Origin of the sequence: Intestinimonas sp. MSJ-38, assembly GCF_018917925.1 — a bacterium.
In the GTDB taxonomy this organism is placed as follows: Bacteria; Bacillota; Clostridia; order Oscillospirales; family Butyricicoccaceae; genus Pseudobutyricicoccus.
In genome coordinates this window covers 1-26,849 of the sequence record NZ_JAHLPO010000030.1, presented here as the reverse complement: position 1 = coordinate 26,849, position 26,849 = coordinate 1, and the positions used below count along the sequence as shown (strand labels likewise).

Below are 26,849 nucleotides of genomic sequence, written 5' to 3'. Positions count from 1 at the left end.
TCTTCTTCTACCTGCTTCGGCAACTGCTTTGGCGGACGACCCTTACTGCTGCGGCCACGCCGTTCGATGGCTAACCCTTCCGGCCCTTCTTCCAGGTAGATTCGCTCCCATGATTTGATCCGATCTCTGCTGTTTACCTCAAATCTACGACAGGTTTCGCTGTAACTCAATTTCTCTTCCTGCATGGTTTCAATCACCAGTTTTTTGAATTCTGGTGTATATCGTTTGTTTGGTACTCCTTTTGGCATAGCAAAACACCCCACTTGTTAGATAGTATATCATACTGTCTAACAAGTGGGGTGCAGTTCAACGGCAGGGCCGTCCTTTTTTATACCCGTGTGATGGGCAAGCCGGTTTTTTCCGTGAGAAATTGCCGCAGCTGCTCCATCGTTCCCCCTTCCAGGGAATCTTTCTCCCAGGCCTGGGCATAGCGTTTGTCCAGAATAAAAATCAGGTTTTCCTCTGACTCGCCAATGGCGGCCAGCGCCTGATAACTCCACTGGGTCATGGCATTTTCAGTGGTACTGGTATATCCCTCTTCCCCAAATGTCACCCGGCTATAGCCATTTCCCTTGAGCATACGCTTCCGGGCAAAAAAGCCGTTGATGGCATCCTGGCGGAGAATGACAAAAATCATCAGCAGCGCCGCGGCACCGTTGAGAATACGGTTCCAGTTCCACACAAATCCCTCTTCTCCGGGCGTCAGGAAAAACAGCAGATTGAGCACCAGCACCACCCAGGCCCAGATCATGCTGCGGCGGTTGCTTTTCTTTCGGGTGGTTTTCCGCAGCGCCCGGGACATATCCGCGAGAGTCTTTTTACCATATCGGCTCTCCATGGTAAATTCCATCTTCTTTCCTCCTAAACAGTGGATGTACTGTTTAGACGGTATTCCGCCCCAGTTGGTTGACGAAAAAAGAAATTTTTTCCGCAGCGCCCCAATCAAAAAGGCCCTGGAAAATTCCAGGGCCTTTTTGTCTTATTTTATTGATCCTGAACGGTCTTCTGGTGGATGGGCAGAAGCACGGTGATCTCGGTGCCCACATCCTCCTGGCTCTGCAAGCTGACAGAACCTTTGTGATACTCGGCGATATGGCGCACAATGGACAGCCCCAGGCCGGTGCCGCCGGTCTGCTTGGAACGGCTCTTATCCACCCGATAGAACCGCTCAAAAACCCGGCTCTGATGCTCCGGCGGGATGCCGATACCGGTATCGCTGACCATGATGGCCGCCATTTCTCCCCGCTTTTCCACATTGATGTGAGCTGTACCACCTGGACGGTTGTATTTTACCGCATTGGACAGCAGGTTTGTCATCAGTTCTTCCATCATGTGCCGGTTGGCATCCACCGTCAGCGGTTCTCCGCCGCAGCTGATGGCAACGCCATTTTCCTGGGCCTCGATGGACAAGGTCTCCACCGTCTCCTTGGCCACATCCATCAAGGGAACATTTTCCCATTCTCCCGGATTGGAACCGTCCTCGATCTCCGATAGGCGCATGATGTCGTCGATGAGATACTGGAGGCGGCTGGCTTCCAGACGGATTCTTCCGGCAAAACCGGCCACATCCTGCTGCTGGGCCATGCCGCTTTCGATCATCTCGGCAAAGCCGCTGATGGAGGTCAGGGGGGTTTTCAGCTCGTGGGACACATTGGCGGAAAAGTCCTTCCGCTGCTGTTCGGCCCGGATATGGGCGCTGGCGTCCACAATGAGGATCATGGCCCCCGGCACGCCTTCCGCCGGGCTCACATAGACCCGCAGATAAAGCCCGCCCACTTCCAGCACAGTCTCGCTGGCCTTCTGGTCATGGACAGCCTGGTTGACCGCTCCCATGAATTCCGGATCCCGGCACAGGCCCATGACGCTGTGGCCGATATAGTTGGTGGTGATATGGGCCTGGAGCAAATGGATGGCCCCTTCGTTGCAGGAAAGGATATTCTTGTCTCCATCGATAAGGATCAAACCTTCCCGCATACCGGAGATGATCATGGCCACCGTGCCCTGCTCCTGCTGAATCCGATGGAAATCGGCGGCAATCTGGGCTTTTTGGGCCCGGATCTTGTTGAGGAAAGGCTCCATCTCTTCATAAATGGGCCGGGTGGGGATATTTTCTTCCCCTTCCAGGGAGATCTGCTGGGCCGCGTCCATGATGGGGGCCAGCAGCCGCCGGGTGATCAGCCGGGACAGAGGGATGGACACCAGCACCATCAACAGCACGATGCCCAGGGTCATGGGCAGATTGTTGACAAACACCGCCGAGACGCTTTGCAGCGCCACCGCAGCCCGGAGAACGCTGCCGTCCTCGCACCGCACAGCGGCATAGTAGGTCTTTTGTCCCAGGGTCTCAGACTGGCGGGTGGCTTCCCCAAAGCCGCTCTCCCGGGCTTTTATCACCTCAGCGCGGCCCTCATGGTTTTCCATGCCGGCTGCATCGGCACTGGAGTCAAAGAGCACCTTGCCGTTTTGATCGATCAAGGTAAATCGGGTATCCCCTGCCGCTTTTTTGGTAGCTTCCAGATATCCCAGAGGATCGTCGGTAAATTCCAGACTGTCCCGCACCACCTGGGCCTGGGTGCGCAGCTGCTTCTGCACCTGCTCTTCGTAGACATTGTAAAAGCCCACCGCCGACAGCACGGCCGTCAGAAGCACCGCCACAGCGCTGATCAGGATGAGACATTGGACGATATTCTTTTTCATATTACCCCTCCCAGGGCCGGTCATTCCCGTTGGGACACTTTGTATCCCACGCCCCGTACCGTTTTGATGATGGAGCCGCCGGCTCCTAGTTTCTGCCGCAGGGTCTTGATGTGCATATCCACTGTGCGGCTCTCCCCTTCAAAATCGAAACCCCACACATTTTCCATCAGCCGGGTGCGGGACAGCACAATATCACAGTTGCGCATCATATAGCAAAGCAATTCAAATTCTTTGTATGTCAGCTCCACCGGATGACCGCAGGAAGTGACCGTCCGCCGCAGGGGGTCCATGGTCACTTCGCCGCAGGACAGTGTCTCGGCGCCGGTGGGCTGGCTGCGGCGCAGCACGGCCCGCACCCGGGACAAAAGCTCCAGTACGCTGAAGGGCTTTGTGATGTAATCGTCCGCCCCGGCGTCCAGACCGGCCACTTTGTCCAGCTCGGTGGTCTTGGCCGTCAGCATGATCACCGGCACATTGCGCTGGGCGGCGTCGTTTTTCATCTTGTGGAGCAGCTGCATTCCATCCTCCCCGGGCAGCATGATATCCAGCAGCACCAGCCGGGGGGTATTTTCCTCCATCCGACGCCAAAAATCACCGCTTTCGGCAAAGCCTTCCGCTTGATAGCCGCCGCTTTTCAGGGCGTAGCAAATCAGCTCCCGAATGCTGTCGTCATCTTCCACGCAATAGATCAACGGAGATCCACTCATCTTTCTTTCCTCCCAGGGGCTTACAAAACCCTCTCATTCTTATGCTGGCCGGTGATGGAGAAAACCACCCATTCCGCCACATTGGTGGCATGGTCGCCGATGCGCTCCAGATATTTGCCCACCATCAGCAGATCCATGGCCTGTTCCCCATTGGCCGAGTCCTCCCGGATCAGGGCGATCAGATCGTTTTTCACCTGATCGAACAGGGCGTCCACGGTGTCGTCGCAGGCGATGACCCGCTGGGCCAGATCGATATCCCGGGCCACAAAGGCATCGATGCTCTCCTTCACCATTTTGGTGGCGGCATCGGCCATGGGGGGAATATCCACCAGCTTTTTGATGTATTTCTGCCCGGCCATGTAGGTGGCCAGTTCGGCAATGTCACAGGCCTGATCGGCAATGCGCTCCAGATCGGTGATGATCTTCAAAGCGGTGGAGATGATCCGCAGGTCGCTGGCCACCGGCTGCTGCTGCAAAAGCAGCTTGAGGCACCGGCGCTCCACCTCTTTTTCCCGCTCATCCACTTCCCGCTCAAATTCATGGGTGCGGGCGGCTTTTTCCACATCCTGCTCCAGCAGTGCGTCCTTGGCGCTTTCAATGGCCTGCTGGGACAGAGTACCCATTTCGATGAGCAGGTCATGGAGAGACGCCAGTTCTTTGTCAAATCGATTTCTCATGTTTCCCTTTCCTCTCTTAGCCGAAACGGCCGGTGATGTAATCTTCGGTGCGCTTGTCTTTGGGCATGGAGAACAGCTCCTGGGTGGGGCTGCATTCCACCACTTCGCCCAACAGGAAGAAGGCCGTCTGGTCAGAGATACGGGCCGCCTGCTGCATATTATGGGTGACCATGACGATGGTATAATCCTTTTTCAGCTCCAGCGCCAGGTCCTCGATCTTCATGGTGGAGATGGGGTCCAGGGCCGAAGTGGGTTCGTCCATCAGCAGCACTTCCGGCTCCACCGCCAGAGCACGGGCGATGCACAGCCGCTGCTGCTGACCGCCGGAAAGGCCCAGCGCGCTTTTTTTCAGCCGGTCTTTCAGTTCGTCCCAGATGGCGGCGTTGCGCAGGCTCTTTTCCACGATTTCATCCAGCTGGGACTTTTTCTTGATACCGTGGGTGCGCGGGCCAAAGGCGATGTTGTCATAGACGCTCATGGGGAAGGGATTGGGCTTTTGGAACACCATGCCCACATTCTTCCGCAGCAGGTTGGTATCATAATTATAATAGATATCCTGCCCATCCAACAAGACCTTTCCGGTGATTTTGCAGCCTTCCACCAGGTCGTTCATCCGGTTCAGACTTTTGAGCAGGGTGGATTTGCCGCAGCCCGAAGGGCCGATGAATGCGGTGATCTGTTTTTCCTCCAGATCCAGGTTGATATTTTTCAAGGCGTGAAAATCGCCATAATACAGGTCAAGACCAGAAATCTCAAACTTTTTCATGTTATTTCCCCTTTGTGATCCGTTTGGCAATGGCATTGGATGTGGCGTTGAGCATGAGCACCACCAAAAGCAGCACCACACCGGTGGCGAAGGCTTCATTGGTGTGCAGTCCTTCGCTGGACAGAGCGTACATATGCACCGCCAGCGTCCGGGCCGACTCCATGGGATTGATGGTGATCTTGGCCACCGTGCCCGCGGTGTAGATCAGCGCCGCCGTCTCGCCCACGATACGGCCCACGGCCAGTATGACGCCGGCCACGATACCCGGCATAGCAGGAGGCAGCACCACCCGCACCACGGTACGCAGTTTGCCGGCTCCCAGACCGAAGCTGGCTTCCCGGTAGGAATCGGGCACCGACTTGAGGGCCTCCTCGGTGGAGCGGATGATCAGAGGCAGCACCATGATAGCCAATGTGCAGGAACCGGCCAGAATGGAGTTTTTCCACTGAAGGGCGGTGACGAAAAAGAGCATACCGAACAGGCCATAGACGATGGAAGGAATGCCCGACAGAGTCTCGGCCGCCAGTCGGATGACCTCCACCACTTTATTGCCCCGCTTGGCGTACTCGGTGAGGTAAATGGCGCAGCCGATGCCCAGAGGGGTGGTGATGATCAAAGTGAGCACCGTCATATAGATGGTCATGACGATGGAGGGGAACATGGATACATTTTCGCTGTTGTATTCCAGCTCAAACAGGGAGAGCTTCAGATTGGGCACGCCCCGGATGAGAATATAAGCGATCAGGGCCAGCAGAACCCCGGCTGTGAGCAGGGCCGCTCCCCATACCAGAACCCGCATCACCAGGGAAAAGGGATCAGCCCGCAGGGATTTTTTCTGTGTATTTCCGTTCATTGTTTCAGCTCCTTGCGCTTGAGCACTGTGAAGAGTGCATTGATCAGCAGAATAAAGGCGAAGAGCACGGCACCGGTGGCGATGAGTGTCTGGCGGTGCAGGCCGGTAGCATAGCCCATTTCCAGAACGATGTTGGTGGTCATGGTACGCACGCCGTCAAAGATGCTGTCGGGCAGACGGGGCTGGTTGCCGCAAACCCAGATCAGCGCCATGGTCTCGCCGATGACACGGCCGATGCCCAGCACCACGCCGGCCAGAATCCCGGATCGGGCCGCAGGGACGATGGTTTTGAACACCGCCCGTTCGTGGCTGGCCCCCAAGGCCAGAGCGCCTTCATAATAGCTTTCAGGCACCGCCCGCAGGGCTGCTTCACTGATGCTGATGATGGTGGGCAGCACCATGATGCCCAACAGGAAGAAGGCTGTGAACATGCTGTTGCCGTCGCCGGGGAAAAACTGACGCACCAGAGGCACCAGCACCATCAGGCCAAAGAAGCCATAGACGATGGAAGGAATACCGGCCAGCAGTTCAAAGGCCGGTTTCAGCCAGCGGTGAAGCCATTTGGGACAAAACCGGGCCATAAACACGGCAGTGAGGATGCCGATGGGCACACCGATGATCAAGGCGCCGCCGGTCACATAAATACTGCCCATAATCATGGGGAAAATGCCGAAGGAGGGATTGTCTGCGGTGGGTTTCCACTTGGTTCCTCCCAAGAATTCCGCAAGGCCGATTTCCCGGACAGCAGCCCAGCCGCCCTGGAAAATAAAGACGCAGATCAGGGTTACCGCCAGGATGCTGGCGCAGGCCGCGATGAAAAACACCACTTCCATCAGCTTTTCCTTGAAGTTTTTCCGGAAGGCCGATGAACGGAAAAGAGTGGGCAGATCTTTTATGCCCCGTTTCATCTTTTCCATCTCTTTTCCTCCTTTGCTTTTGCTCATCACTTTGTTCATGTCATTCCTCCCACTTTCCGTGGATGGGCGCCGGGCGCCCTTTTTTCCTTTTTACCGGCTCTATCTTAAAAGCCCTTTGTAAAATCCCAAATCCTCCCTTGTAAAAAGGCCGTAAAATAGGGGTTTTCTCTTTTTCTTTTCGCCAAAAGCCCTGGTGCAGCAGGCTTTTTTGTAAAATCCATGTGGTTTCTCTTTTACAATTCCCAAAAGATTCAGCGGATACTCCCTCTTTCTCTTGACAAAGCAAAAAGAGAGCCGACCCCACGGTCAGCTCTCTTTTCATTCCCAGATTTTCCCAAAATACTCTATTTCCCGCCAAAGGTTTCGCTTTTTCAGCTGGCGGCAAAATTCCCCGAACCCCTGATGGGACCAATAAATGGGGAATTCATAGGGCCGCTTCCCCTTTCCCCGGGAAAAGGAAAACACCAGCCCAAGCCAGGGCACAATACGGATACGCAGAGCATATTCCCGCAGCTCATCCCACCGAATGGCCCTCTCCTCCCTTTTGGATGGGTGAAACACCAGTTTTTCTTCATCGTACTGAACATAGGGCACTCCCCGTATCAGCGCCCGATGGGCACAATAGGCAAAGGCCGCAAAAAACAAAATGGCTCCTATGATACCCCAGATGGTTTCCGTCCGGTTTTCCGGCTGAACAAAGACCAGCCACAGACTGAATCCCCCGGCGGGAAGGGTGATGGCTCCCATCAAGAAAAGCCCGATCCCCTGGGCCACCGCCGACGACCCACATCTTTTCATTCCTGCTCCTCCTGGTCGTCATAAAGATCTTCCACCGGCAAAGTAATGGTAAAGTCCGTGTACCGGCTGTCACTTTGGGCAGAAATGGTACCGCCATGAGCGGTGACGATCTCTTTTGCAATGGCCAGGCCCAATCCGGCTCCGCCCCGGTTTGTGGATCGGGCTCCATCCAGGCGGTAGAACTTCTCAAAAATCGTCTCCAGCTGGTGAGACGGAATGGGATGTCCCTGATTGCGGATGGTGATGTACACCTGTCCCTCTTCCCGCTCTCCCAAAATTTCTATGGGCGTGTGGGGGAAGCTGTAGGCGGCGGCATTTTTCAGCACATTGTTGAAAACCCGGGCCAGCTTGTCCGGGTCTGCCATCAGGATCAGTCCCTCTTCCACCTGGAGCTGCACTTCTTTTCCCTCCGGCTCCAGAATGGGATAAAACTCATCGGCCAGCTGGGCCAGCATCACATCCAGCCGCACCGGCTCTTTTTCCACTGGGATCTGTTGGAGACTGAACCGGGTGATCTCAAAGAATTGATTGATGAGCTCTTCCAACCGAAAGGCCTTGTCCAAAGTGATATGGGTGTATTTGGCCCGTTGGGCGGCAGGCATATCGGGAGCCTCTTCCAGCAGGCCCAGATAGCCGATCACCGATGTGAGCGGGGTCTTGATGTCGTGGGACAGATAGACCACCAGGTCATTTTTCCGCTGTTCGCTCTCCTGGGCCTGCCAGCGGCGGCGCTCCAGAGTCCCTTTGATCTGCTCCAGCTTTTCCTGGATGAAATCCAGCTCCCGGGGCAGATCGGGCCCCGTCCGGCCTTCTTCCTGCAAAAGCTCGTCCAGCTTGCTGTCCACCATCTGAAAATACCGGCTGAACCAGCGGGTGAACTGCCAAAACAAAAGGAGAAAAATGATCCCGCCCATAAGCAAAAGCCATTCGGTTTTGTTCTGCCGGAAAATGATCGCATAAACCTCAATGGCTTCGTCCCGGCTCATCCCCGAAAATCCCTGGACCGCCGACACGACAAACTCTGAAAAAGGATATTGAAGCAGGTCGTCCACCAGCACCGTGCAGATCACAGCGCCAATGACAAAAGTCAGTATCAAAATCCCTATCAGTTGAAAAAGCATCTTCCGCCGCAGGCGGCGCAGGTCATAGCGCTGCTTATCCCGATGTCTTCTGCTTTGCTCAGCCATCAATCTTATACCCCACGCCCCACACTGTTTTGATGTATTTGGGCTTGTCGGTGGCATCTCCCATCTTTTCCCGCAGATGCCGGATGTGTACCATCACGGTGTTGCTGCTGTTGGTGAAATACTTTTCTCCCCAGACCTTCCGGAACAGCTCTTCACAGCTGAGCACCTTGCCCCGGTTTTCGCACAAAAGCCACAGAATCTTGAACTCCGTGGGAGTCAGGTTCAGCGTCCGCTCATTGAGCTGGCAGGTGTGGGTGCTCCGGTCGATGAGAATGCCGGCAAAATCCAGCACATCCGCTTCCTTTTTCTCCCCTTCGCTATACAGTCTGGCCCGGCGCAGCTGGGCTTTCACCCGGGCCACCATCTCCAAAGGACTGAAGGGCTTTGTGATATAATCATCAGCCCCCAGGCTCAGGCCGTTGATCTTGTCCATCTCCTCCCCCCGGGCGGTGAGCATGATCACCGGCCAAGTGTGCTTCTGGCGGATGATGCGGCAAAGGGAAAAGCCATCCATCTCCGGCAGCATCACATCCAAAAGCGCCAGATCCAGGTCCTTTTCTTCGATAACCTTGAGCGCCTCTTTGCCGGTATAGCATTTATACACAGTAAAGCCCTCGTTTTCCAGATAGACCTGTACCAGATCGGCGATTTCCTTTTCATCGTCCACCACCAAGATATTGGCCTGCACAAAAACCCCTCCTTTTCTCTCTGTTCTATGATACTCCCTCCCGTCTTTTTTGGGGAGGGGGGATTTGCTTAAACTTTTCTTATGATGTCCCCCTTTGCCATTTTTCTCCCTTTGGGGTATACTGAAATAAAACGCCAAAGGAGAAACCATATGAAGACCATCGCTGTGATCGACGGCAAAGGGGGCGGCGTGGGCAGCGCCCTCATCGGTCGACTGAAAAAAGAAGTGCCCCAGGCCCATGTGCTGGCCCTGGGTACCAATGCCCTGGCCACATCGGCCATGCTCCGGGCTGGAGCCGACGACGGGGCCACCGGTGAAAATGCCATCGTCCAGTGCTGCGGCCGCGCCCATGTGGTGGCAGGCCCCATCGGCATTCTCATGGCGGGAGCCATGCTGGGGGAGGTCTCCGCTCCTATGGCTGCCGCTGTGGGACAAAGCCCCGGCCAGCGGGTGCTCATTCCCAACCACAAATCGGGCATCCATGTGTGCGGTGTGGGTGAAGCCCCTTTGAGCCAGTACATCGACGAAGCCGCCCTTTATATCAAAAAACTGATCGAAGAAGAGTAAACAAAAGGCCGCCGAGCGATTCCCGGCGGCCTTTTGCTTATTTATTGATGATCAGATCTTCCAGAGAGCGCTTGGGCACATAGTGCACATCGTTTTCGTCCCGATAGTAGTTGATGTCCCCGTCCTCCTTCACATCGGTAAGGACGATGGTCTCATCGGGCTTGCCAATAGCCACAATCAGTACCGGCATCAGGTGTTCCGGCAGCTCCAGCGCCTCCCGCACCTGGCCTGCGTCATAATTGCCGATCATGCAGCCACCCAGGCCCATTTCGGTGGCGGCCAGCAGCATGGTCTGGGCCACGATGCCGATGTCCTTCTGGAAGCGAGGAATGGAAGGCTGCAAGGCGGTATCCTGGCAAATCACGATAAAGGCGGTGGGACAGTGGCCTTTGTGGGGCAGCTCCATGGGCTGCAAAGCCCTGGCCCACTTGGTCAAAGGCTGGATCTTCTTCACCTGCTCCTCTTCCCAGGCCAGGTAGTATTTCAGCGGCTGCATATTCACGCTGGAAGGACACAGCCGGGCACATTCCACCATTTCCACCAGTTCTTCCCGGCTGACTTTGCGGCTTTCATCATAGCCCCGCCAGCTGCGGCTTTTTCTCGCCAGATCCCGGATCATATTACATTCCTTCTTCATTTTTCTCCCCTGCCAAAGCAGGGAGTTTCTCCCGGGGCGCCGGCCGGCGGAGAATCCACTGATATCCCACCAGTGCCCCCATCATCAGCACCATCACCCCGAACAAAGCGGGCTTATAGCTGCCCGTCATATCATATACACTGCTCACAGCCACCGGCCCCACCATGGCGCCAATGTTGCCGAAGGCGGTGATGCCCCCCACAATAGCGCCGAATTCCTTCCGGCCGAACATGATCTCGGTGAGGATGGGGGTGGCCACGGCGCCGAAGGCTCCTCCCACGCCGCATCCCAGCACGATCAGGCCGATGGCCGGACGGAAGGGCACCAGAAGCATTCCCACAAATCCCAACACCATGGAGCCATTGGAGAGGAAGGAAGCCCGCCGGGGCCCTAGTTTGTCATAGAGATATCCCACCAACGCCTTGCCGAAGGCCAGAAAGCCCATGCTCACCGAGGCCACCGCCGAAGCGGTGATGGGCGAAAAGCCCACATCGCTGAGATGAGGGGTCACATTGTGCACCAGCGCCACCGCGCTCATGCCGTTGATCAGGCCGAAAATGCTCAAGGCCCAATACTGGGCCGTCTTCCGGGCGCTGCGGGCCGTCAGCCCCTCTTCCTCTACGGGATGGTTTTCCTCCGGGCTCTCTCCATAAGGGCTGAGCCCCACATCCGCGGGACGGGTGCGGATGATGAAAAAGCAGGCGGGCACTACAAAAAGCAGCATCCCCGCCCCTAAAATCAGATAGGTCTGACGCCAGCCCACCGTGCCGATGAGCTGTGCGGCCAAGGGATTGCAGATCATGCCGCCCACACCGCTTCCCATGGAGGCAATGCCCATGGCTGTGCCCCGGCGGGCATGAAACCAGTTGGTGATGAGCATGGACACCGAAACGGCTACCAAAAGCCCTTGGGCCAGCCCCACCACCAACGAGATGCCATAAAACATCCACAGATTCCGGGCCTGGGAATAGGCCATATACCCCAGCCCCATCACAAGGCCGCTGACGCGCATGACGGCTTTCAGCTCAAAGCGGGCATAGATCCGCCCGGCCAGAAAGGCCACCGCCATCTGACACGCAGCGATGATGGTGTTATTCATGGCCATGGCCCCTCGGGAAAAGCCCATATCGGCGCACACCGGCTTGACATAGACCCCGTTGCTGTTGTTGACTACGCCCACCGACACACCCATCACCAGAAAACAAGCGATGACCACCAGCCAGCCATAAAACAACGGGCACTTTTTCTCTTTCATTCCCTTTTCACTCCCCGAGCTCCCCCCGTCCGGCCATCGGCCTTCCCCTGAGCGAGGCTGTGATGGCCTATCAGACCTTCTGTTCCCAAATGGAGGGGTCGGCCAATTTTTCCGCCAGATCCTCCACCATTCTTTTTGTAAGAGCTTCCCCTTTTTCCTTTGTGGCGGCATAGGAGTTGCCCATGACGCCATTTTCCGTGTGGGCCTCCATCCGGTGGAAGGTCTCCCACACTCCTGCATCCAGCATGGGGGAGCCGTGACCCGGGTTGCCCTTGGTCTCTTTGTAGATGGGGTCCACCAGGCTGTCATCCAGCGCCAGCACCAGGGAGGTTTCTTCCTCACAGGCATGGATCATGCCCTTCTGGGTCTCCAGAATCTCCTGCTCCGCCTGGGCGCTGGCCTGCCAGTAACCGGTGAAATACACCGGGAAGCCCAGCTCTTCATTGATGGAGATCAAGGCCGTGTTGGTGGGAGCGATGTTCCCCCCGTGGCCGTTGACCAGCAGGATCTTGCGGAAGCCATGGGAGGCGATGCTGTGGCAGTAATCCCGCAAAAGGGCCAGGTAGGTTTCGGGCCGCAAGGTAAGGGAGCCGGCAAAGCTCATGTGATGGGTGGAATTGGCCACGGCAATGGTGGGAGCCACCACACAAGGCACCCCTTTTTCGCCCAAAGCGGCGGCCAGTTTTTCACTCATAGAAGTGGCCATCAGTGCATCGGTGCCCACCGGCAGATGAGGGCCATGCTGCTCGGTGGAGCCCACCGGCACCAGCACGATCGCCCCTTCTTCCGACAGTTTTTTGATCTGAGGACTTGTGAGATTGTCCCAGCGATACGGATTTTTCATCTTCCCTCTCCTTTTTTATGCTTTCGGGGCTTTTTTCAGCACCCGGCCGTTTTTCACGCCGTTGTATTCTCCGTTCTCCACGGCCACCTTGCCATTGACCACCACATAGGAAAGGCCCCGGTTTTTCCGGAAGGGATGGAGATAATCGCTATCGGCTCCCAAAGCGGCATAGTCAAAGACGCAGATATCTGCATGGGCCCCTTCTTTCAGGCAGCCGATACCATCAATACCGCTCATCTCAGCGGGCAGGCCGGTGACGCTGTGCACCGCCTGCTCCAGGGTCTGGAGACCGTGATCCCGCAGCAGGGCCAGACGAGTGATAAAGGTGGAAGTGCCCCGGGGATGACCGCCGCCCACCTTGTCCCGATCCAGATGAGTCTGGTAATTGGACCAGTCGCTGCCGCCCATCACATAGGGGTGGGCGATGATGCGCATCATGTCGCTTTCGTTTTGGTTGAAATAGATGCCCTGGGCCATACCGTCGTTGGCGATCAGCAGGTCATAGCACACATCCCAGGGATCTTTGCCCTCTTTCTCTGCAATCTGGGCGATGGTTTTGCCCACATACTGAGGTGTTTTGGCGCAGCCTGCCATGAGTGTTCCCTCAAAACCGGCGTCCACCAGATTGCTGGCAAACTCCTGGTATTCGTTTTCAATGGAATAGGTGACCTTCTTCCGGAATTCCGGGTCTTTCAGGTTTTCCACCAGCTTTTCCACGCCGCCCACATGGAATTTGGGCGGGATGCAGCTGATGAAGGGAGCACTGCCCGCCAGATAGGGATACTGATCGGCCCGCACTTTGACGCCACGGGCGTTGGCATCCTCGATCACCTGGAGCACCTTTTCGGAAAGGCCCTCATTCTGCTTGCCGATGACCTTCAGATGGGAGATGACCACCGGGATGCCGGCCTTTTCACCCACCCGGATGGCTTCTTCCACCGATTCCACCACATTGTCCGCTTCGCCCCGGATATGGGAAGCATAGCTGCCGCCATACTCGCTCACTACCTTGGCCAGCTCCACCAGTTCCTCTTCCCCGGCGTACACCGAGGGGGCATACACCAGGCCGGTGGTCATACCCAGATAGCCGCACTCCATGGCCTGACGCACCCAGGCCTTCATCTCTTCCAGCTGTTCTTTGGTAGGGAGAGAATCGTCAAAGCCCATCACCCGGCCCCGCACATTACCCTGGCCGATGTAAAAGGCCATGTTGTTGCCCAGTTCCATGTGGGAAACATAGTCAATAAAGGAGGTATAGGAATCACAGGCCTTTTCCACTTCGGCAAATTTTTCCGGCGTCAGGATCTCCTTTTCCTCCTGCAAAGAACCGGTATAGCTGGGAGCGGGAGCCGTTCCGCACTGGCCGGTGATCTCAGTGGTGACACCCTGCTCCAGGTAGTTGTAACCGTCCGGTCCCAAAAGGATGCTGTTGTCCGAATGACTGTGATAATCAATAAAGCCGGGAGAGACCACCTGGCCTTTGGCGTCGATCTCTCTGGCGCCCTTTTCTTCGATATGGGGAGCGATGCAGGTGATCTTGTCCCCCTTTATGGCCACATCAGCCTGATAGCGAGGTGCTCCGGTGCCGTCTACCACCGTGCCCCCTCTTATAATCAGATCATACATGATGAAAAATATCCTCCTTGCCTTTTCATTTCCGGCTCGCGCCGCATCTTTATTATACCGCCGGGGAAAGTGGGGCGCAATCAAAGGCAGCATGGCAGATTGCCCTATTTTTTGCCCTGAATTTCAGCACATATCCCCAAAGAAAAAGGCAGGGCCGGGAACGATTGTTCCCGGCCCTGCAAAAAAAGAGAGAAAGCATCTGCTCCCTTTGGAGCACTTTATTAAAGCGCGGTCTCCATGCCCAGGTGCAAAGCTTTCAGGTTGACTTCCAGCATTTTCTCCGGGATGTTCTCCCGCAGCACCTGATCCCAATCCACCTCGGTGAGGCCAAAGGCCCGGATCAGCGCCCCCAGCAGCACCACATTCATGGTGCGGGGATTGCCGGCCTTTTCGGCCAGCTCCGCACCGGGCAGCACCCGGGTATCGAAACAGGCCTTCATGCTCTCAATGGTATTCTGAGGATATTCCGCCTTGCCGATGGCCACCGGCAAAGGTGCAATCTCATAGTCGTTGATAACGGCAATGCCTTCCGGCTTGAGATAGGGGGACCAGCGGACGGCCTCCATTTTTTCAAAAGAAATGAGCACATCGGCCTCTCCCAGCCCGATCACCGGGGAATAGACCTTTTCCCCATAGCGAATGGTGGTGGAGACGCTGCCGCCCCGCTGGGCCATGCCGTGGATCTCGCTCATCTTTACATCATAACCGGCTTTGAGCAGACCGGCGGTGAGGATCTTGCTCACCAGGATGGTGCCCTGGCCTCCTACGCCCACCAGAAGGATGCTTTTTACCTGTGCCATAGTTATTCACCCACCTTTTCGATAGCGCCGAATTTACACACCTGCTGACAGACGGTGCAGCCCACGCAGAGAGTGGGATCGATATGGGCCTTGCCCTCCTTGATCATCACAGCAGGGCAGCCCACGCCGATACAAGCTTTACAGCCCACGCACTTCTCATTGTTCACCTGGCACAGCCCCTTTTCGTGAGGGATGCCCTTGATGAGCAGGCAGGGCCGGCGGGTGATGATGGCAGCAGGCACCGGGCTTTCCATGGCCTCTTTCAAGGCCCCCTTCATCTTCTCCAGATCGTTGGGGTCCACAATGAGGATCTTTTCAAAGCCCACGGCCTCCAGAATCTTTTCGATGCTGATGTATTTGGCTTTTTCACCCATCAGGGTATGTCCGGTGCCCGGGTTGTCCTGATGGCCGGTCATGGCGGTGATGCTGTTGTCCAGCACACAGGGGATCATGTTGCCATTGTTATACATGATCTCCAGGGCACCGGTGATGCCGCTGTGGAAGAATGTACTGTCGCCCAGAACGCCGATGACCTTCTTGTTTTCGCCCCGGCGGGCAAAGGCCTTGGCCATGCCCACACCGGCGCTGAAACCGGCGCCCATGCAGATGGTGGTATCCAGAGCACACAGCGGCTCGGCACTGCCCAGAGTGTAGCAGCCGATGTCGCCGGTGACCACCACATCCTTCAGGCGGGAAACTTCGTAGAAAAAGCCGCGGTGAGGACAGCCGGGGCAAAGCACTGGCGGACGGGGCACCGGAGTGCAATCTACTTTCTTGGTCTCGGCCTTCTGGCCGGTGAGCCCTTCCCGCACGATGCCCGGGTTCAGCTCATACATCCGGGGAATGATGGATTTACCTTCACAGGCAATGCCAGCCGCCTTGATCTGCTCTTCCATGAAGGGCTCCAGCTCTTCCACCACATAGAGTTTTTCCACCTGGGAGGCAAAGGAGGCGATCAGCTCCATGGGCAGAGGATTGGTGATACCCAGTTTCAGATAGGAAGCATTGTCCCCAAAGACCTCCCGGGCATACTGATAGGCCACACCGGCGGAAATGACGCCCACTTTGCCGTCTCCCATCTCCACTTTGTTCAGGGGCGATGCACAGGCGTAGGCCTCCATCTGCTTCAGCCGGTTTTCCAGGCGCTTGTGATGGGCCTTGGCCCGGGCGGGAGTGGCGGCGAATTTATCCGGGTTTTTCACATATTCCTTGTGAGCAACCTGCACCCGTTCTCCGGTCTCCACCACACTCTTGGAATGGCAGACCCGGGTGGTCATACGGAAAAGCACCGGAATATCAAATTTCTCGCTGATCTCATAGGCTTCCTTCATAAAGTCGATGCAGTCCTGGCTGTCGGAAGGCTCCACCATGGCCAGCTTGGCAAATTTGGCATAATACCGGTTGTCCTGCTCGTTCTGAGAGGAGTGCAGATCTGGGTCGTCGGCAGTGATGATGACAAATCCGCCGTTGACCCCCAGATAGGCAGCGGTAAACATGGGATCGGCGGCCACATTCAGCCCCACATGCTTCATGGCACACAGGCTCCGCTCTCCGGCGATGGCCGCACCATAGGCCGCTTCCAGAGCCACCTTTTCATTGGGCGCCCATTCGCTGTAAATGTCCTCTTTGTACTGGGGCAGATTTTCGAAGATCTCGGTGCTGGGTGTGCCGGGATAGGCCGAGCCAAAGGTGGCTCCTCCTTCATAGGCGCCCCGGGCCACCGCTTCGTTGCCCGTCATCAGCTTTTTCATCTCAGTTTCCTCCTTCGTTTGCCCGGGCGATGATGCATCCCAGGGCGATGGAATAGAGCTTGCTCTCTGCGGTATCCGCCCGGGAGACCAGGACGATGGGCACGGTGGCCCCCACCACGATCCCCGCCGAGCGGGCTTTTGCAAAATAAGTCAGCGTCTTGCCGATGCCATTTCCCACTTCATAGGTGGGCACCAGCAGAATATCGGCCTGGCCTCCTGCCTGCCCTTTGTAGCCCTTGTGGCGGCAGGCTTCCTCACTGATGGCCAGATCCAGCCCCACCGGCCCTTCCACATGAAGTCCCAGGGGAGCAAACCGGCCGGTGTCCTGAGCCAGGGCATCGGCGTCCACCGTGGCCTGGATCTTGGGATTGACCACCTCAGCCCCACAGACGCAGGCGGCATTGATCTTCTCCATGCCCATGGCATGGCAGACCTGAGCGGCATTCTCCAGGATCTGGGCCTTTTGCTCCAGATCGGGATAGGTGTTCATTCCGCCGTCGGTCAGATACAGCAGGCGGGAAAATCCGGGCACTTCATAGATCATCACATGGCTGAGATGGCTTCCCTTCCGCAGGCCCTGCTCCTTGTCCACCACCGCACGCATCAGATCGGCGGTACCCAGAATGCCCTTCATCAAAAAGTCGGCTTTCCCCTGGCGCACCAGTTCCACGGCTTTCCGGGCACAAAGCACCGGGTCTTTTTCCTCCACCAGAGGAAACTCTGCCGTCTCTCCCAGCTTGTTCAAAATCGCCCGGATCTTTTCCCCGTCGCCCACCAGAATGGGCTGGCACAATCCGTCCTTTGCCCCCTGGCAAACCGCCCGCAGCACATCCTCATCGTGAGCCGCTGCCACGGCCAGACGGCCGGGCGTACCGCCCCGTGCCGCCTGCAAAAGGGCATCAAATGTTCCGATCATAGCCTGTTTCTCCCCTTTCTCAATAATCCAGAGCCTGCTGCTCACCAGTAAGCACCCGCCAGGCCCCCATGGCCAAAGCGGCCATCTCCTCTTCTCCAGGGAAGAGCATCACCGGAGCCAGAAAGCCCACCCGCTCCTCCATGGAACGGCAGAGCCGCTGGGAATGAGCCATGCCGCCGGTAAAGGCAATGGCGTCGATCTGTCCACAGAGCACCGCCGCCATGGCGCCGATGTCCTTGCACAGCTGATAGCTCAAGGCGTCAAAGAGCAGGGCCGCTTTCTCATCCCCTGCGTCCATGCGGGCTTCCACTTCCCGCAGATCCTTGGTACCCAGATAAGAGACCATTCCCGCCTGAGTACCCAGTTCCCGCTTGACCTCCTGATAGCTCTTTCCGGAGAAGCAATAATCGATCACCCTTGTCACCGGCAGCGATCCGCCCCGGTCCATGGAAAAAGCCCCTTCGTCTTTCACATTGTATACATCCACCACTTTGCCTTTTCGGTGAGCCGCCACCGACACACCGCCACCCATGTGCACCACGATAAAATTGCAGTCCTCATAGGGTTTCCTCAGCTTTTCCGCCGCCCGCCGGGCCACGCTCTTTTGGTTGAGGGCATGGAAAAAGCTCTGGCGTTCAAAGGCGGCATGGCCGGAAATGCGGGCCACCGGCTCCAGCTCGTCCACCGACACCGGGTCGACAAAATAAGACGGCATCCCATAGCGCCGGGTGAGCTCATCACAGATGAGCACCCCCAGATTGGCGGCGTGCTCTCCCATGGGAGGATCGTTCATATCGTCCACCGCCCGCTGATTGACCTTATAGGTGCCCGAAGGGATGTGGCGCAAAAGGCCTCCTCTTCCCACCACAGCGGCAAAATCCGCCATATGGTAGCCGGCCTTCTCCACTTCCTGCAAGATCAGCTCCAGACGGTAGCCGGTCTGCTCATTCACATGATGGAACGGAGCCAGATCCTCCTGGCTGTGCAGCAGCGTGCTTCTCCATTCCTCCTGCTTTTCCTGGAATACGGCCAGCTTGGTGGAGGTGGCCCCGGGATTGATGACCAGAATGTGCATATGTTCACCTCGTGTTCTGTTCTACGGAACATTGTTCTGATTTTTATATTTTTAGGATATTCCTTCCCGCCCCTTCTGTCAAGGGCTGGGGCGGTTTCCTTCGGAAAAAAGTGGATGACCCATCCTCCTTTCTGCCCCTTTTCTCCTTTGCAAACGGCCTTCGCCGTGATAAAATAGAAAAAAGACCCTGGCAAAAGCCACAGACGCAAAGGAAACCATCCATCATGGCAAAACGCGAAACCACTGTGGGGGCCGTGGAACGGGCTTCACAGATCCTGGATTATCTCTATGAACAAAATGCCGAATGTTCCCTTTCGGCCATCGCCCAGGGATTGGGCCTTTATAAAAGCACCGTCCACCGGTTGCTGACCACCCTGAAGGGCCTGGGTTATGTGTATCAGAACCCCTCCACCAGCCACTACGGCCTGGGGCTGCGGCTGTTTCTTTTGGGCAGCCGGGTCAGCCAGAACACCGCCATGGTGGAGCTGGTCAAGCCCATCGCCCAGGAACTGGTGGAACAATACAACGAATGCATCCATATCACCGCGCCCTACCCCTTGGGCAGTGAAGATTCCCTGCCCCGGCAGCTGCTCATCGGCAAGATCATGAACCCCCACAATGTTCTCACTGTAGCCCCTCCGGTGGGAGCGGTGACCCTGTGCCATTGCAGCGCCAGCGGCAAATGTATGCTGGCCTTTTCCCCTCCATCGGTGCTGGAATCCCGCCGTCATCTCCCCTTGCCCCGGCAGACCGAAAGCACCATCACCAGCTGGGATCAACTGGAAAGGCAGCTGGCCGCCATCCGCAAGGAGGGCTATGCCGAAGAGGACGGGGAGACCGAAGAGGGCCTTTCCTGCACGGCGGTCCCTGTTTTTTCCGGGGACAAGCTCATCATGGTGCTGAGTATTTCCGGCCCCACCAGCCGTCTGCGGGCCCTGGACAAAGGGCAGCTGCTTTCCAGCCTGCGGCAGGCCAAAGACCGGATCGAAGCCCTTTTGGCCTGAGTTTTTCTGCTTGATCCTTACTTTATATATTATGAAAGGAGGCTCCGCTTTTTGCGGAGAAAGTCCCATGAAGAAGATCCTGATGCTCACCACCGGCGGCACCATCGCCTCCCTTCCTTCGGAAGAGGGCCTGGCCCCCACCGGCGCCGACACCATTTTGTCCCATATGGGCCCTTCTGCGGCCAACTACGACATCACCACCCAGGAGATCCTCACCCTGGACAGCACCAACATTCAGCCCGAGGAATGGAAGATCATCGCCGGAGCCATCCATCAAAACATCCGCCTCTATGACGGCATTGTGGTCACCCACGGCACCGATACCATGGCCTACACCGCTTCCATGATGAGCTTCATGCTGCGGAATGTTCCCATCCCGGTGGTGTTCACCGGCTCCCAGGTGCCCATCGCCAGCCCTCTCAGCGACGCTCCTCTGAACCTGACCTGTGCCTTTGCCATGGCGGCCAGCGCCACTCCCGGCATCTTTGTGGCCTTTGACCGGAAAATCATGCTGGGCTGCCGGTCGGTGAAGGTGCGCACCACCGCCTTTGACGCCTTTGAAAGCGTCAATTATCCCTATGCCGGAGTGGTGGATTCCTCCGGCCTGAATCTGGACCGGTCGGTGATTCCGCCCCAGCGGGGAGAGTGCGTGCTGGAGGACACTGTGGATTCCGATGTGTACCTGCTGAAGCTCACCCCGGGCACCAATCCCAAGCTGGTGGATCTGATGATTGAAGCCGGCTGCCATGGCATCGTCATCGAAGCCTTCGGCATCGGTGGATTGCAGTTTGTCCGCCGGGACTTTGTCTCCAAGATCGAAAAGGCCATCGACGCCGGTATTCCGGTGGTAGTGTGCAGCCAGTGTCTCTATGAGCGCTCGGACTTTTCGGTGTACCAGGTGGGTCAGAAGGCCCTGGCCAAGGGAGCCATCCAGGGCTTTGACATGACGCGGGAAGCCGCCGTCACCAAGCTGATGTGGGCCCTGGGCCATACCCGGGATCTGGGAGAGATCCGGGCCATGTTCCACACCAATCTGGCCGGGGAAATCGCCCTCTGATCTTCCCCGGTGGGGTGCACAATCTTGCTGCAGAATTTGTTATTTTTCTGTCAATAATTTTTCTCTGTTTTTGTGTATTTCGCCGCTGTTTTTTCGAAGTTTCTTGATTTTTTCAAGCATTTTTTCGTTTCAGGCTGTTTTTGCCTTGTTTTTTCCGGTTGGAATATCAGTGCTCCAGGATACTTGTATACAGGTATCCTGGTATTTTAAGGGGCAAAAACCGCTATTTTTATCAACTTTGCATGGTTTTCCGCAACTTTTCACATTGCAACGCCTGGGCCTTTCGCATACAATGTTAGGTGTGGGCCTATGGCGGAACCCGAAAGGAGATGACGCCATTGAAATTTGCCAGCGATCCCTTTATGTATACCGAATATTATGCCCCCCGGGGGCGCAGGCGCCTGATGGAGTTGGGTAACACCATCACCAGCCAGTATCTTTCCCCGGAGGACCACTGCGTAGGCATTCTGGGAGAGGCCGGCAGCGGCAAATCCCTCATCGTGCGGGGAATGTTCCCCGGTCTTCAGCTGACCAACGACGATGAGGATGTGTACACCCGTCCTCTGCCTCTGATGGACCACTTCGAATCCGGCCGCTTCCGGGATCACACCTATCACATGGATGTGCGCTTTGAATCGGCTTTCACCCAGCCTTACCGCCTGGCCGAGGCTGTGCGGGCGGCCATCGATGCCGGACGGCGGGTGGTCATCGAGCACTTCGATCTGCTCTATCCCGCCCTGGGCCGCAATGCAGAGCTGCTGGTGGGCATCGGAGAAGAGGTCATCGTGGCCCGGCCCAACATTTTCGGTCCCAAGCCCACCGACATCGCCCAGAAGGTGCTGCGCTCCATCCACTACCGGAGGATGGTTCACACCGCCGAAGATCTGGTGTGCCACATTCTGGACATCGACTACGGCATCCCCACAAGCACCCTGGTTCACGGGGATGTGAAGCGGGGCTTCCTGCTGGAATTTGAGGAAAAGCCCTCCTTCTCTGTGGAGGAAGTGCAGAAGCGGGCCAAAGAATTCATCGACGCCAAGCTGGATGTGTGCTATCTGGATGAGCACCATATCCGCATCGGGGATGCCCGCATTTACTGCACCGGCCCCCGCATCCACCTGCGCAACACCGGCGATATTCAGCTGTTTGCCATGGCTCCCGACTTTGTCTATGACCCGGTGCGCCGAGGCTATATGCTGGTAGGCGTTGTGGCCAAGCCCGAACGGCTGGACGATCTTTCCGACATCAACAAATTTTAAATAATATGAGGTGCAATATGAAAACTCTTGTACTGGGCGTCATCGGCGCCGATGTCCACGCTGTGGGCAACAAGATCCTGGATCATGCCTTCACCGAGGCCGGCTACAAAGTGGTCAACCTGGGCGTGATGGTTTCCCAGGACGAATTCATCAAGGCCGCCATCGAAACAAACGCCGACGCCATCATGGTCTCTTCCCTCTATGGCCAGGGCGAGCTGGACTGCCAGGGCATGCGGGAAAAGTGCGTGGAAGCCGGCATCGGCAACATCCCCCTCTTCTGCGGCGGCAACCTGGTTGTGGGCAAGCGGGACTTCAAGGAGACCGAGAAGATCTTCAAGGACATGGGCTTCAACTATGTCTATGCCCCTGGCACCATGCCCGATGTGACCATCGCCGACCTGCGCCGGGAACTGGGCGAATAAGAGGGGGTCTTTCCTTTGAGTTACGCTCTGTTTACCGACATCGGCAGTACCTTCACCAAGGTGACTGCCGCGGACCTGGAAGCGTGCCGCATCGTAGGGCGGGCCATGTCCCCCACCACCATTTTTGACGATGTGAACATCGGCTTCCAAAAAGCCCTGGCCCTTCTCACAGAGCAGGTGGGCCATCCCATGGAATTTGATTTCCGTCTGGCCTGTTCCTCTGCCGCCGGCGGCCTGAAAATGGTGGCCTGCGGTCTGGTGCCCGACCTGACCAGCGAAGCCGCCCGTCTGGCTTCCCTCAGCGCCGGGGCCAAGGTGCTCAAGGCCTATGCTTACAAAATGACCGATACCGAAGCCAAGGAGCTCACAGAGCTGCAGCCCGATATCGTCATGCTCTCCGGCGGTACCGACGGTGGCAACAGCGAAGTGATGCTGCACAACGCCAAGGTGCTGGCCGACTGCCCCCTCCGCTTCCCGGTGATCATCGCCGGAAACAAAAGCGCTGCCGGGGAAGCCGCCCGTCTCATTGAAGAAGCGGGCAAGGAAGCGGTGGTCTGCCCCAATGTGATGCCCGAGTTCGGCAAGCTGAACATCGAGCCCGCCCGGGAAGCGGTGCGCAAGGTTTTCCTGGAGCGCATCGTGGACGCCAAGGGCCTGCGGGAACTGGCTGAAAAAATGGACGGGGACATCATTCCCACTCCGGCTGCGGTGCTGGACGCCATCACCCTTCTCTCCCGGGGAACCCGGGACGAAGAGGGCATCGGCAGTCTGATGGCCTTTGACATCGGCGGCGCCACCACCGATGTGTATTCCGTCACCAACGGCTGCCCGGTCTATTCCGGCGCCATGCTGAAAGGTCTGCCCCATCCGGCCGCCAAGCGTTCGGTGGAAGGGGATCTGGGAATGCGCTGGAACGCCCGGACCATCGTGGCCCTTCAGGGCGAAGAACTCTTCGCTGAGGACGCCGGTGTGACGGCGGAAGAGCTGCGGCAGACACTGGATGTGTTCGATAAGACTCCGGATATCCTGCCCCAGAACGAAGCCATGGAAAAGATCGATGTGGCCCTGGCCAAGTCGGCTGCCAAGAACGCCTGTGAGCGCCATGCCGGCCATCTGGAAGTGGTGTTCACTCCTCTGGGCGAGCGGTATATGCAGACCGGCAAGGACCTGAGCGATGTAAAATGGCTGATCGGCACCGGTGGACCGGTGATCACCTCCAAGGACCCGGCTGCCATTCTGTCGGAGGCCAGCTTCAGCGAACAGGAGCCTCTGTCCCTGCGGCCCCGGAGGGCTAAGTGCCTGCTGGACGCCAAATACATCCTGTCGGCCATGGGACTTCTGTCCCAGAAGCTGCCCGATGTGGCTTTGAAAATCATGAAAAACGAATTGATCGAAATATAAAGCGAGGATGAGAAGATGAGCGATACATTGAACAAGATGTCAATGGACGAATTCCGCCGCCAGCAGAAAGAAGTTCTGGCTTCCTGGCCCACCGGCAAGGATGTCAATTTCCAGGAAGCGGTGGACTACCACAAGTCTCTGCCCGATTCCAAAATCTTTTCCAAGAAGCTGGAGCAGGCCCGCAAGGACAAAGTAACCCTGATCCAGCCCCGTGCCGGTGTGCCTCTGATCGACAAGCACATCGAGCTGATGCAGTTTTTGGAGAAGGAAGGCCATGCCGACCTGCTGCCCACCACCATCGACAGCTACACCCGTCACAACCTGTATAACGACTGCCAGAAGGGCATCGAGGAATCCATCGCCCATGGCAAGGCCATGCTCAACGGCTTCCCGGCTGTCAACCACGGCGTGATGAACTGCCGCAAGGTCACCGAGTCTGTGGGCGTGCCCATGCAGATCCGCCACGGCACTCCTGACGCCCGTCTGCTCACCGAAATCGCCTATGCCGGCGGCTTTACCTCCTACGAAGGCGGCGGCATCTCCTACAATGTGCCTTACGCCAAGGACCGCACTCTGGAGGAGACCATCCGTTACTGGAAGTACACCGACCGTCTCACCGGCCTGTATGAAGAAGCTGGTGTGCAGATCGACCGCGAGCCCTATGGCCCCCTCACCGGCACCCTGGTGCCTCCCTGCATCTCCCATGCCGTAGCCGTTCTGGAAGCGCTGCTGGCTGCTGAGCAGGGCGTCAAGCACATCTCCGTGGGCTATGGCCAGTGCGGCAACCTGTACCAGGATATCGGCGCTATCTACGCTCTGGAAGAAGTGACCCGCGAATATCTGGACCGTTTCGGCTTCACCGATGTGAGCATCTCTACTGTGTTCCATCAGTGGATGGGCGGCTTCCCTCAGGACGAGGCTCAGGCCTTCGCCGTTATCTCCTGGGGCGCTGCCACCGCTGTTCTGGCCGGCGCTACCAAGGTGATCGTCAAGTCTCCTCACGAGGCTTTCGGCATCCCCACCAAGGAGGCCAACGCCGCTGGTCTGCGCGCCACAAAGCAGCTGGCTAACATGCTCTCCTGCCAGACCATGAAGAACGGTCCTCGGGCCATGGCTGAAAAGCACATGATCATGAACGAGACCCGGGCCATCCTGAACAAGACCCTGGAGCTGGGCGGCAACGACTTTGAAAAGTCCACCGTGGCCGCTTTCGCCGCCGGCGTCATTGATGTGCCCTTCTCCCCCAGCAAATACAACCGCGGCGCCGCTCTGCCTGCCCGCGACAACGAAGGCGCCGTCCGCTTCCTCAGCTTCGGCAACCTGCCCTTCGACGACGACATCAAGGGCACCCACATCGCCAAGCTGGAAGAGCGCGCCAAGTTCGAGAAGCGTCCCGCCAACTTCCAGATGGTCATCGACGATGTGTACGCCATCTCCGAAGGCAAGCTGGTTGGCCGTCCCAAGAACAAATAACTCTGTTTGTCCGCTCTATTTTGTGAACATATAACACTCAACCGTTTCGAAAGGATGGGATTCACATGAAAATCGAAAAAGTAATCTGTTCCAAAGGCCGCACCGGCTTCTATTTTGACGACCAGAAGGCCATCAAAGCCGGCGCAAAGAACGACGGCGCCGCCTATATCGGCGAGCCCATGACCCCCGGCTTCACCTCCATCCGTATGGCTGGCGAAGCCATCAGCGTGCAGCTGGTTCTCTCCGACGGCCAGATCGCCCTGGGCGATTGCGCTGCGGTGCAGTATTCCGGTGCTGGCGGACGCGATCCCCTGTTCCTGGCTGAGGACTTCATCCCCTACATCCAGGAAGTGGTGGCTCCCCACCTGATCGGCCGTGAGCTCACCAGCTTCAAGGAGCTGGCCGGCGAAATCAACAGCATGACCGATCCCAAAACCGGCAAGCGCATCCACACTGCCATCCGCTATGGCGTCACCCAGGCTATCCTGGATGCTGTGGCCAAGTCCAAGCACACCATCATGGCCGAAGTCATCGCTGAGGAATATGGCTGCAAGGTCTCCGACAAGGAGCTGCCCATCTTCACCCAGTCCGGCGACAACCGCTATGAGAACGCCGACAAGATGATCCTGAAGGGCGCTCAGGTTCTGCCCCACGCTCTGATCAACCATGTGGAGACCAAGCTGGGCAAGAACGGCGAGAAGCTGCTGGAGTATGTGAAGTGGCTCCATGACCGGATCATCGCCCTGCGCAAGGACGAGAGCTATCAGCCTGTGCTGCACATCGATGTGTACGGCACCATGGGCATCGCCTTCAACAACGATCTGGAGAAGATCGCCGATTACATGAAGACCCTGTGCGACGCTGCCGCCCCCTTCCACCTGCGCATCGAAGGCCCCGTGGATGTGGGCGACCGCACAAAGCAGATGGAAGCTCTGCGGGATCTCACCGCTATCTGCGACAAGAAGAACATCCCCGTGGAGATCGTGGCCGACGAGTGGTGCAACACTCTGGAGGACATCATCTACTTCGCCGACAACAAGGCCGGCCATATGATCCAGATCAAGACCCCCGACCTGGGCGGCATGAACGACATCGCCGAAGCTGTGCTCTACTGCAAGAAGAAGGGCATCGGCGCTTATCAGGGCGGTACCTGCAACGAGACCGACCGGAGCGCTCAGGTGTGCGTCCAGGTGGCCATGGCTACCCAGCCTGACCAGATCCTGGCGAAGCCTGGCATGGGCGTGGACGAAGGCTATATGATCGTTTACAACGAGATGCAGCGCGTTCTGGCCTATGAAGAGGCTATGAAGAAATAAGTAAGATCCTTCCTTTTATAAAAGCCCCGCAGAACCATTGAAGTGACCCCAAAAAGTTAGACAATATTCTGAAGTAAAAATTGTTCAAGCAGCCGAAAGGGCTTGCTGTCTGTGAATTGCAGGCGGCAAGCCCTTTAGCTTTGCCTTGATGCGCCG

General features: G+C 57.1%; 28 protein-coding genes. 8 read left to right on the top strand and 20 right to left on the bottom strand.

Going from position 1 to position 26,849, the window contains the following annotated elements; genetic code table 11:
* From KQI26_RS13685 to vanR, 12 genes are all read right to left on the bottom strand, one after another.
* On the bottom strand, positions 1 to 248 hold a 248-nt coding region (locus KQI26_RS13685; protein WP_216504520.1), incomplete at its 3' end, for a helix-turn-helix domain-containing protein.
* A gap of 80 nt (positions 249 to 328) precedes the next feature.
* Complete coding sequence (locus KQI26_RS13680) at positions 329 to 850, bottom strand: YcxB family protein (RefSeq protein ID WP_216504834.1); 522 nt, start codon at positions 848 to 850, stop codon at positions 329 to 331.
* Positions 851 to 984: 134 nt separating this feature from the next.
* Positions 985 to 2,697, bottom strand: coding sequence for an ATP-binding protein (locus tag KQI26_RS13675; protein WP_216504833.1), 1,713 nt, complete (start codon positions 2,695 to 2,697; stop codon positions 985 to 987).
* Positions 2,698 to 2,717: 20 nt separating this feature from the next.
* Positions 2,718 to 3,404: a response regulator transcription factor gene (locus KQI26_RS13670; protein ID WP_118747641.1), complete on the bottom strand. Its 687-nt coding sequence runs from the start codon at positions 3,402 to 3,404 to the stop codon at positions 2,718 to 2,720.
* Positions 3,405 to 3,424: 20 nt separating this feature from the next.
* On the bottom strand, positions 3,425 to 4,081 hold the full coding sequence (gene phoU, locus KQI26_RS13665) for a phosphate signaling complex protein PhoU (RefSeq protein WP_216504832.1): 657 nt from the start codon (positions 4,079 to 4,081) through the stop codon (positions 3,425 to 3,427).
* Between the two features lie 16 nt (positions 4,082 to 4,097).
* Positions 4,098 to 4,847, bottom strand: coding sequence for a phosphate ABC transporter ATP-binding protein PstB (gene pstB / locus KQI26_RS13660; protein WP_118426842.1), 750 nt, complete (start codon positions 4,845 to 4,847; stop codon positions 4,098 to 4,100).
* Position 4,848: 1 nt separating this feature from the next.
* A complete protein-coding gene (gene pstA, locus KQI26_RS13655; RefSeq protein ID WP_118747638.1) occupies positions 4,849 to 5,700 on the bottom strand; it encodes a phosphate ABC transporter permease PstA in 852 nt (283 codons plus the stop codon).
* Entirely contained in the window at positions 5,697 to 6,533 is an 837-nt protein-coding gene (pstC, locus tag KQI26_RS13650) for a phosphate ABC transporter permease subunit PstC (RefSeq protein ID WP_253292868.1), read from the bottom strand. The genes pstA and pstC overlap by 4 nt, the downstream gene beginning before the upstream one ends.
* 124 nt (positions 6,534 to 6,657) lie before the next feature.
* Positions 6,658 to 6,939 (bottom strand): hypothetical protein, encoded by a 282-nt coding sequence (locus KQI26_RS13645; RefSeq protein ID WP_118747637.1) that lies wholly within the window; start codon positions 6,937 to 6,939, stop codon positions 6,658 to 6,660.
* Positions 6,936 to 7,415, bottom strand: coding sequence for a hypothetical protein (locus KQI26_RS13640; protein ID WP_216504831.1), 480 nt, complete (start codon positions 7,413 to 7,415; stop codon positions 6,936 to 6,938). Before KQI26_RS13640 ends, KQI26_RS13645 begins: the two co-directional genes overlap by 4 nt.
* Positions 7,412 to 8,602: a sensor histidine kinase KdpD gene (locus KQI26_RS13635; RefSeq protein WP_216504830.1), complete on the bottom strand. Its 1,191-nt coding sequence runs from the start codon at positions 8,600 to 8,602 to the stop codon at positions 7,412 to 7,414. Before KQI26_RS13635 ends, KQI26_RS13640 begins: the two co-directional genes overlap by 4 nt.
* Positions 8,595 to 9,290: a VanR-ABDEGLN family response regulator transcription factor gene (gene vanR, locus KQI26_RS13630; RefSeq protein WP_216504829.1), complete on the bottom strand. Its 696-nt coding sequence runs from the start codon at positions 9,288 to 9,290 to the stop codon at positions 8,595 to 8,597. Before vanR ends, KQI26_RS13635 begins: the two co-directional genes overlap by 8 nt.
* Positions 9,291 to 9,440: 150 nt before the next feature.
* On the opposite strand from vanR, the gene KQI26_RS13625 reads away from it, so the two are divergent.
* A complete protein-coding gene (locus KQI26_RS13625) occupies positions 9,441 to 9,857 on the top strand; it encodes a DUF3842 family protein (protein ID WP_216504828.1) in 417 nt (138 codons plus the stop codon).
* A gap of 37 nt (positions 9,858 to 9,894) precedes the next feature.
* Here the strand turns inward: KQI26_RS13625 and KQI26_RS13620 are convergent, their stop codons facing one another.
* From KQI26_RS13620 to buk, 8 genes are all read right to left on the bottom strand, one after another.
* Entirely contained in the window at positions 9,895 to 10,494 is a 600-nt protein-coding gene (locus tag KQI26_RS13620) for a nitroreductase family protein (RefSeq protein WP_253292866.1), read from the bottom strand.
* Positions 10,478 to 11,749, bottom strand: coding sequence for an MFS transporter (locus KQI26_RS13615; RefSeq protein ID WP_216504827.1), 1,272 nt, complete (start codon positions 11,747 to 11,749; stop codon positions 10,478 to 10,480). Before KQI26_RS13615 ends, KQI26_RS13620 begins: the two co-directional genes overlap by 17 nt.
* A 70-nt stretch (positions 11,750 to 11,819) precedes the next feature.
* Complete coding sequence (locus KQI26_RS13610; protein WP_216504826.1) at positions 11,820 to 12,593, bottom strand: creatininase family protein; 774 nt, start codon at positions 12,591 to 12,593, stop codon at positions 11,820 to 11,822.
* Between the two features lie 15 nt (positions 12,594 to 12,608).
* Complete coding sequence (locus KQI26_RS13605; protein WP_216504825.1) at positions 12,609 to 14,219, bottom strand: amidohydrolase family protein; 1,611 nt, start codon at positions 14,217 to 14,219, stop codon at positions 12,609 to 12,611.
* Between the two features lie 221 nt (positions 14,220 to 14,440).
* Positions 14,441 to 15,019 carry an indolepyruvate oxidoreductase subunit beta gene (locus KQI26_RS13600; protein WP_118747628.1) on the bottom strand — a complete coding sequence of 193 codons (579 nt, stop codon included), beginning with the start codon at positions 15,017 to 15,019 and terminating at the stop codon, positions 14,441 to 14,443.
* 2 nt (positions 15,020 to 15,021) lie between these two features.
* Complete coding sequence (gene iorA, locus KQI26_RS13595; protein ID WP_216504824.1) at positions 15,022 to 16,770, bottom strand: indolepyruvate ferredoxin oxidoreductase subunit alpha; 1,749 nt, start codon at positions 16,768 to 16,770, stop codon at positions 15,022 to 15,024.
* 1 nt (position 16,771) lies between these two features.
* Positions 16,772 to 17,686 carry a phosphate acyltransferase gene (locus tag KQI26_RS13590; RefSeq protein WP_216504823.1) on the bottom strand — a complete coding sequence of 305 codons (915 nt, stop codon included), beginning with the start codon at positions 17,684 to 17,686 and terminating at the stop codon, positions 16,772 to 16,774.
* A 19-nt stretch (positions 17,687 to 17,705) separates the two neighbouring features.
* Positions 17,706 to 18,761 (bottom strand): butyrate kinase, encoded by a 1,056-nt coding sequence (gene buk / locus KQI26_RS13585; protein ID WP_118747625.1) that lies wholly within the window; start codon positions 18,759 to 18,761, stop codon positions 17,706 to 17,708.
* A gap of 224 nt (positions 18,762 to 18,985) precedes the next feature.
* Between buk and KQI26_RS13580 the strand changes: the two genes are divergently transcribed.
* The 7 genes from KQI26_RS13580 (at position 18,986) to KQI26_RS13550 (ending at position 26,693) form a co-directional block, all read left to right on the top strand.
* Positions 18,986 to 19,765, top strand: coding sequence for an IclR family transcriptional regulator (locus KQI26_RS13580; protein WP_216504822.1), 780 nt, complete (start codon positions 18,986 to 18,988; stop codon positions 19,763 to 19,765).
* A 67-nt stretch (positions 19,766 to 19,832) separates the two neighbouring features.
* Entirely contained in the window at positions 19,833 to 20,822 is a 990-nt protein-coding gene (locus tag KQI26_RS13575) for an asparaginase (protein ID WP_216504821.1), read from the top strand.
* A gap of 338 nt (positions 20,823 to 21,160) precedes the next feature.
* On the top strand, positions 21,161 to 22,081 hold the full coding sequence (locus KQI26_RS13570) for an alanine-tRNA synthetase second additional domain-containing protein (RefSeq protein ID WP_371744184.1): 921 nt from the start codon (positions 21,161 to 21,163) through the stop codon (positions 22,079 to 22,081).
* Positions 22,082 to 22,098: 17 nt separating this feature from the next.
* Positions 22,099 to 22,503, top strand: a complete 405-nt coding sequence (gene glmS, locus KQI26_RS13565) for a methylaspartate mutase subunit S (protein WP_118426885.1) — start codon at positions 22,099 to 22,101, stop codon at positions 22,501 to 22,503.
* A 15-nt stretch (positions 22,504 to 22,518) separates the two neighbouring features.
* Entirely contained in the window at positions 22,519 to 23,904 is a 1,386-nt protein-coding gene (gene glmL, locus KQI26_RS13560) for a methylaspartate mutase accessory protein GlmL (protein ID WP_216504820.1), read from the top strand.
* A 15-nt stretch (positions 23,905 to 23,919) separates the two neighbouring features.
* Positions 23,920 to 25,377, top strand: a complete 1,458-nt coding sequence (locus KQI26_RS13555; RefSeq protein ID WP_216504819.1) for a methylaspartate mutase subunit E — start codon at positions 23,920 to 23,922, stop codon at positions 25,375 to 25,377.
* Between the two features lie 65 nt (positions 25,378 to 25,442).
* Positions 25,443 to 26,693 (top strand): methylaspartate ammonia-lyase, encoded by a 1,251-nt coding sequence (locus KQI26_RS13550; RefSeq protein ID WP_118426891.1) that lies wholly within the window; start codon positions 25,443 to 25,445, stop codon positions 26,691 to 26,693.
* Positions 26,694 to 26,849 lie beyond the last annotated feature (156 nt).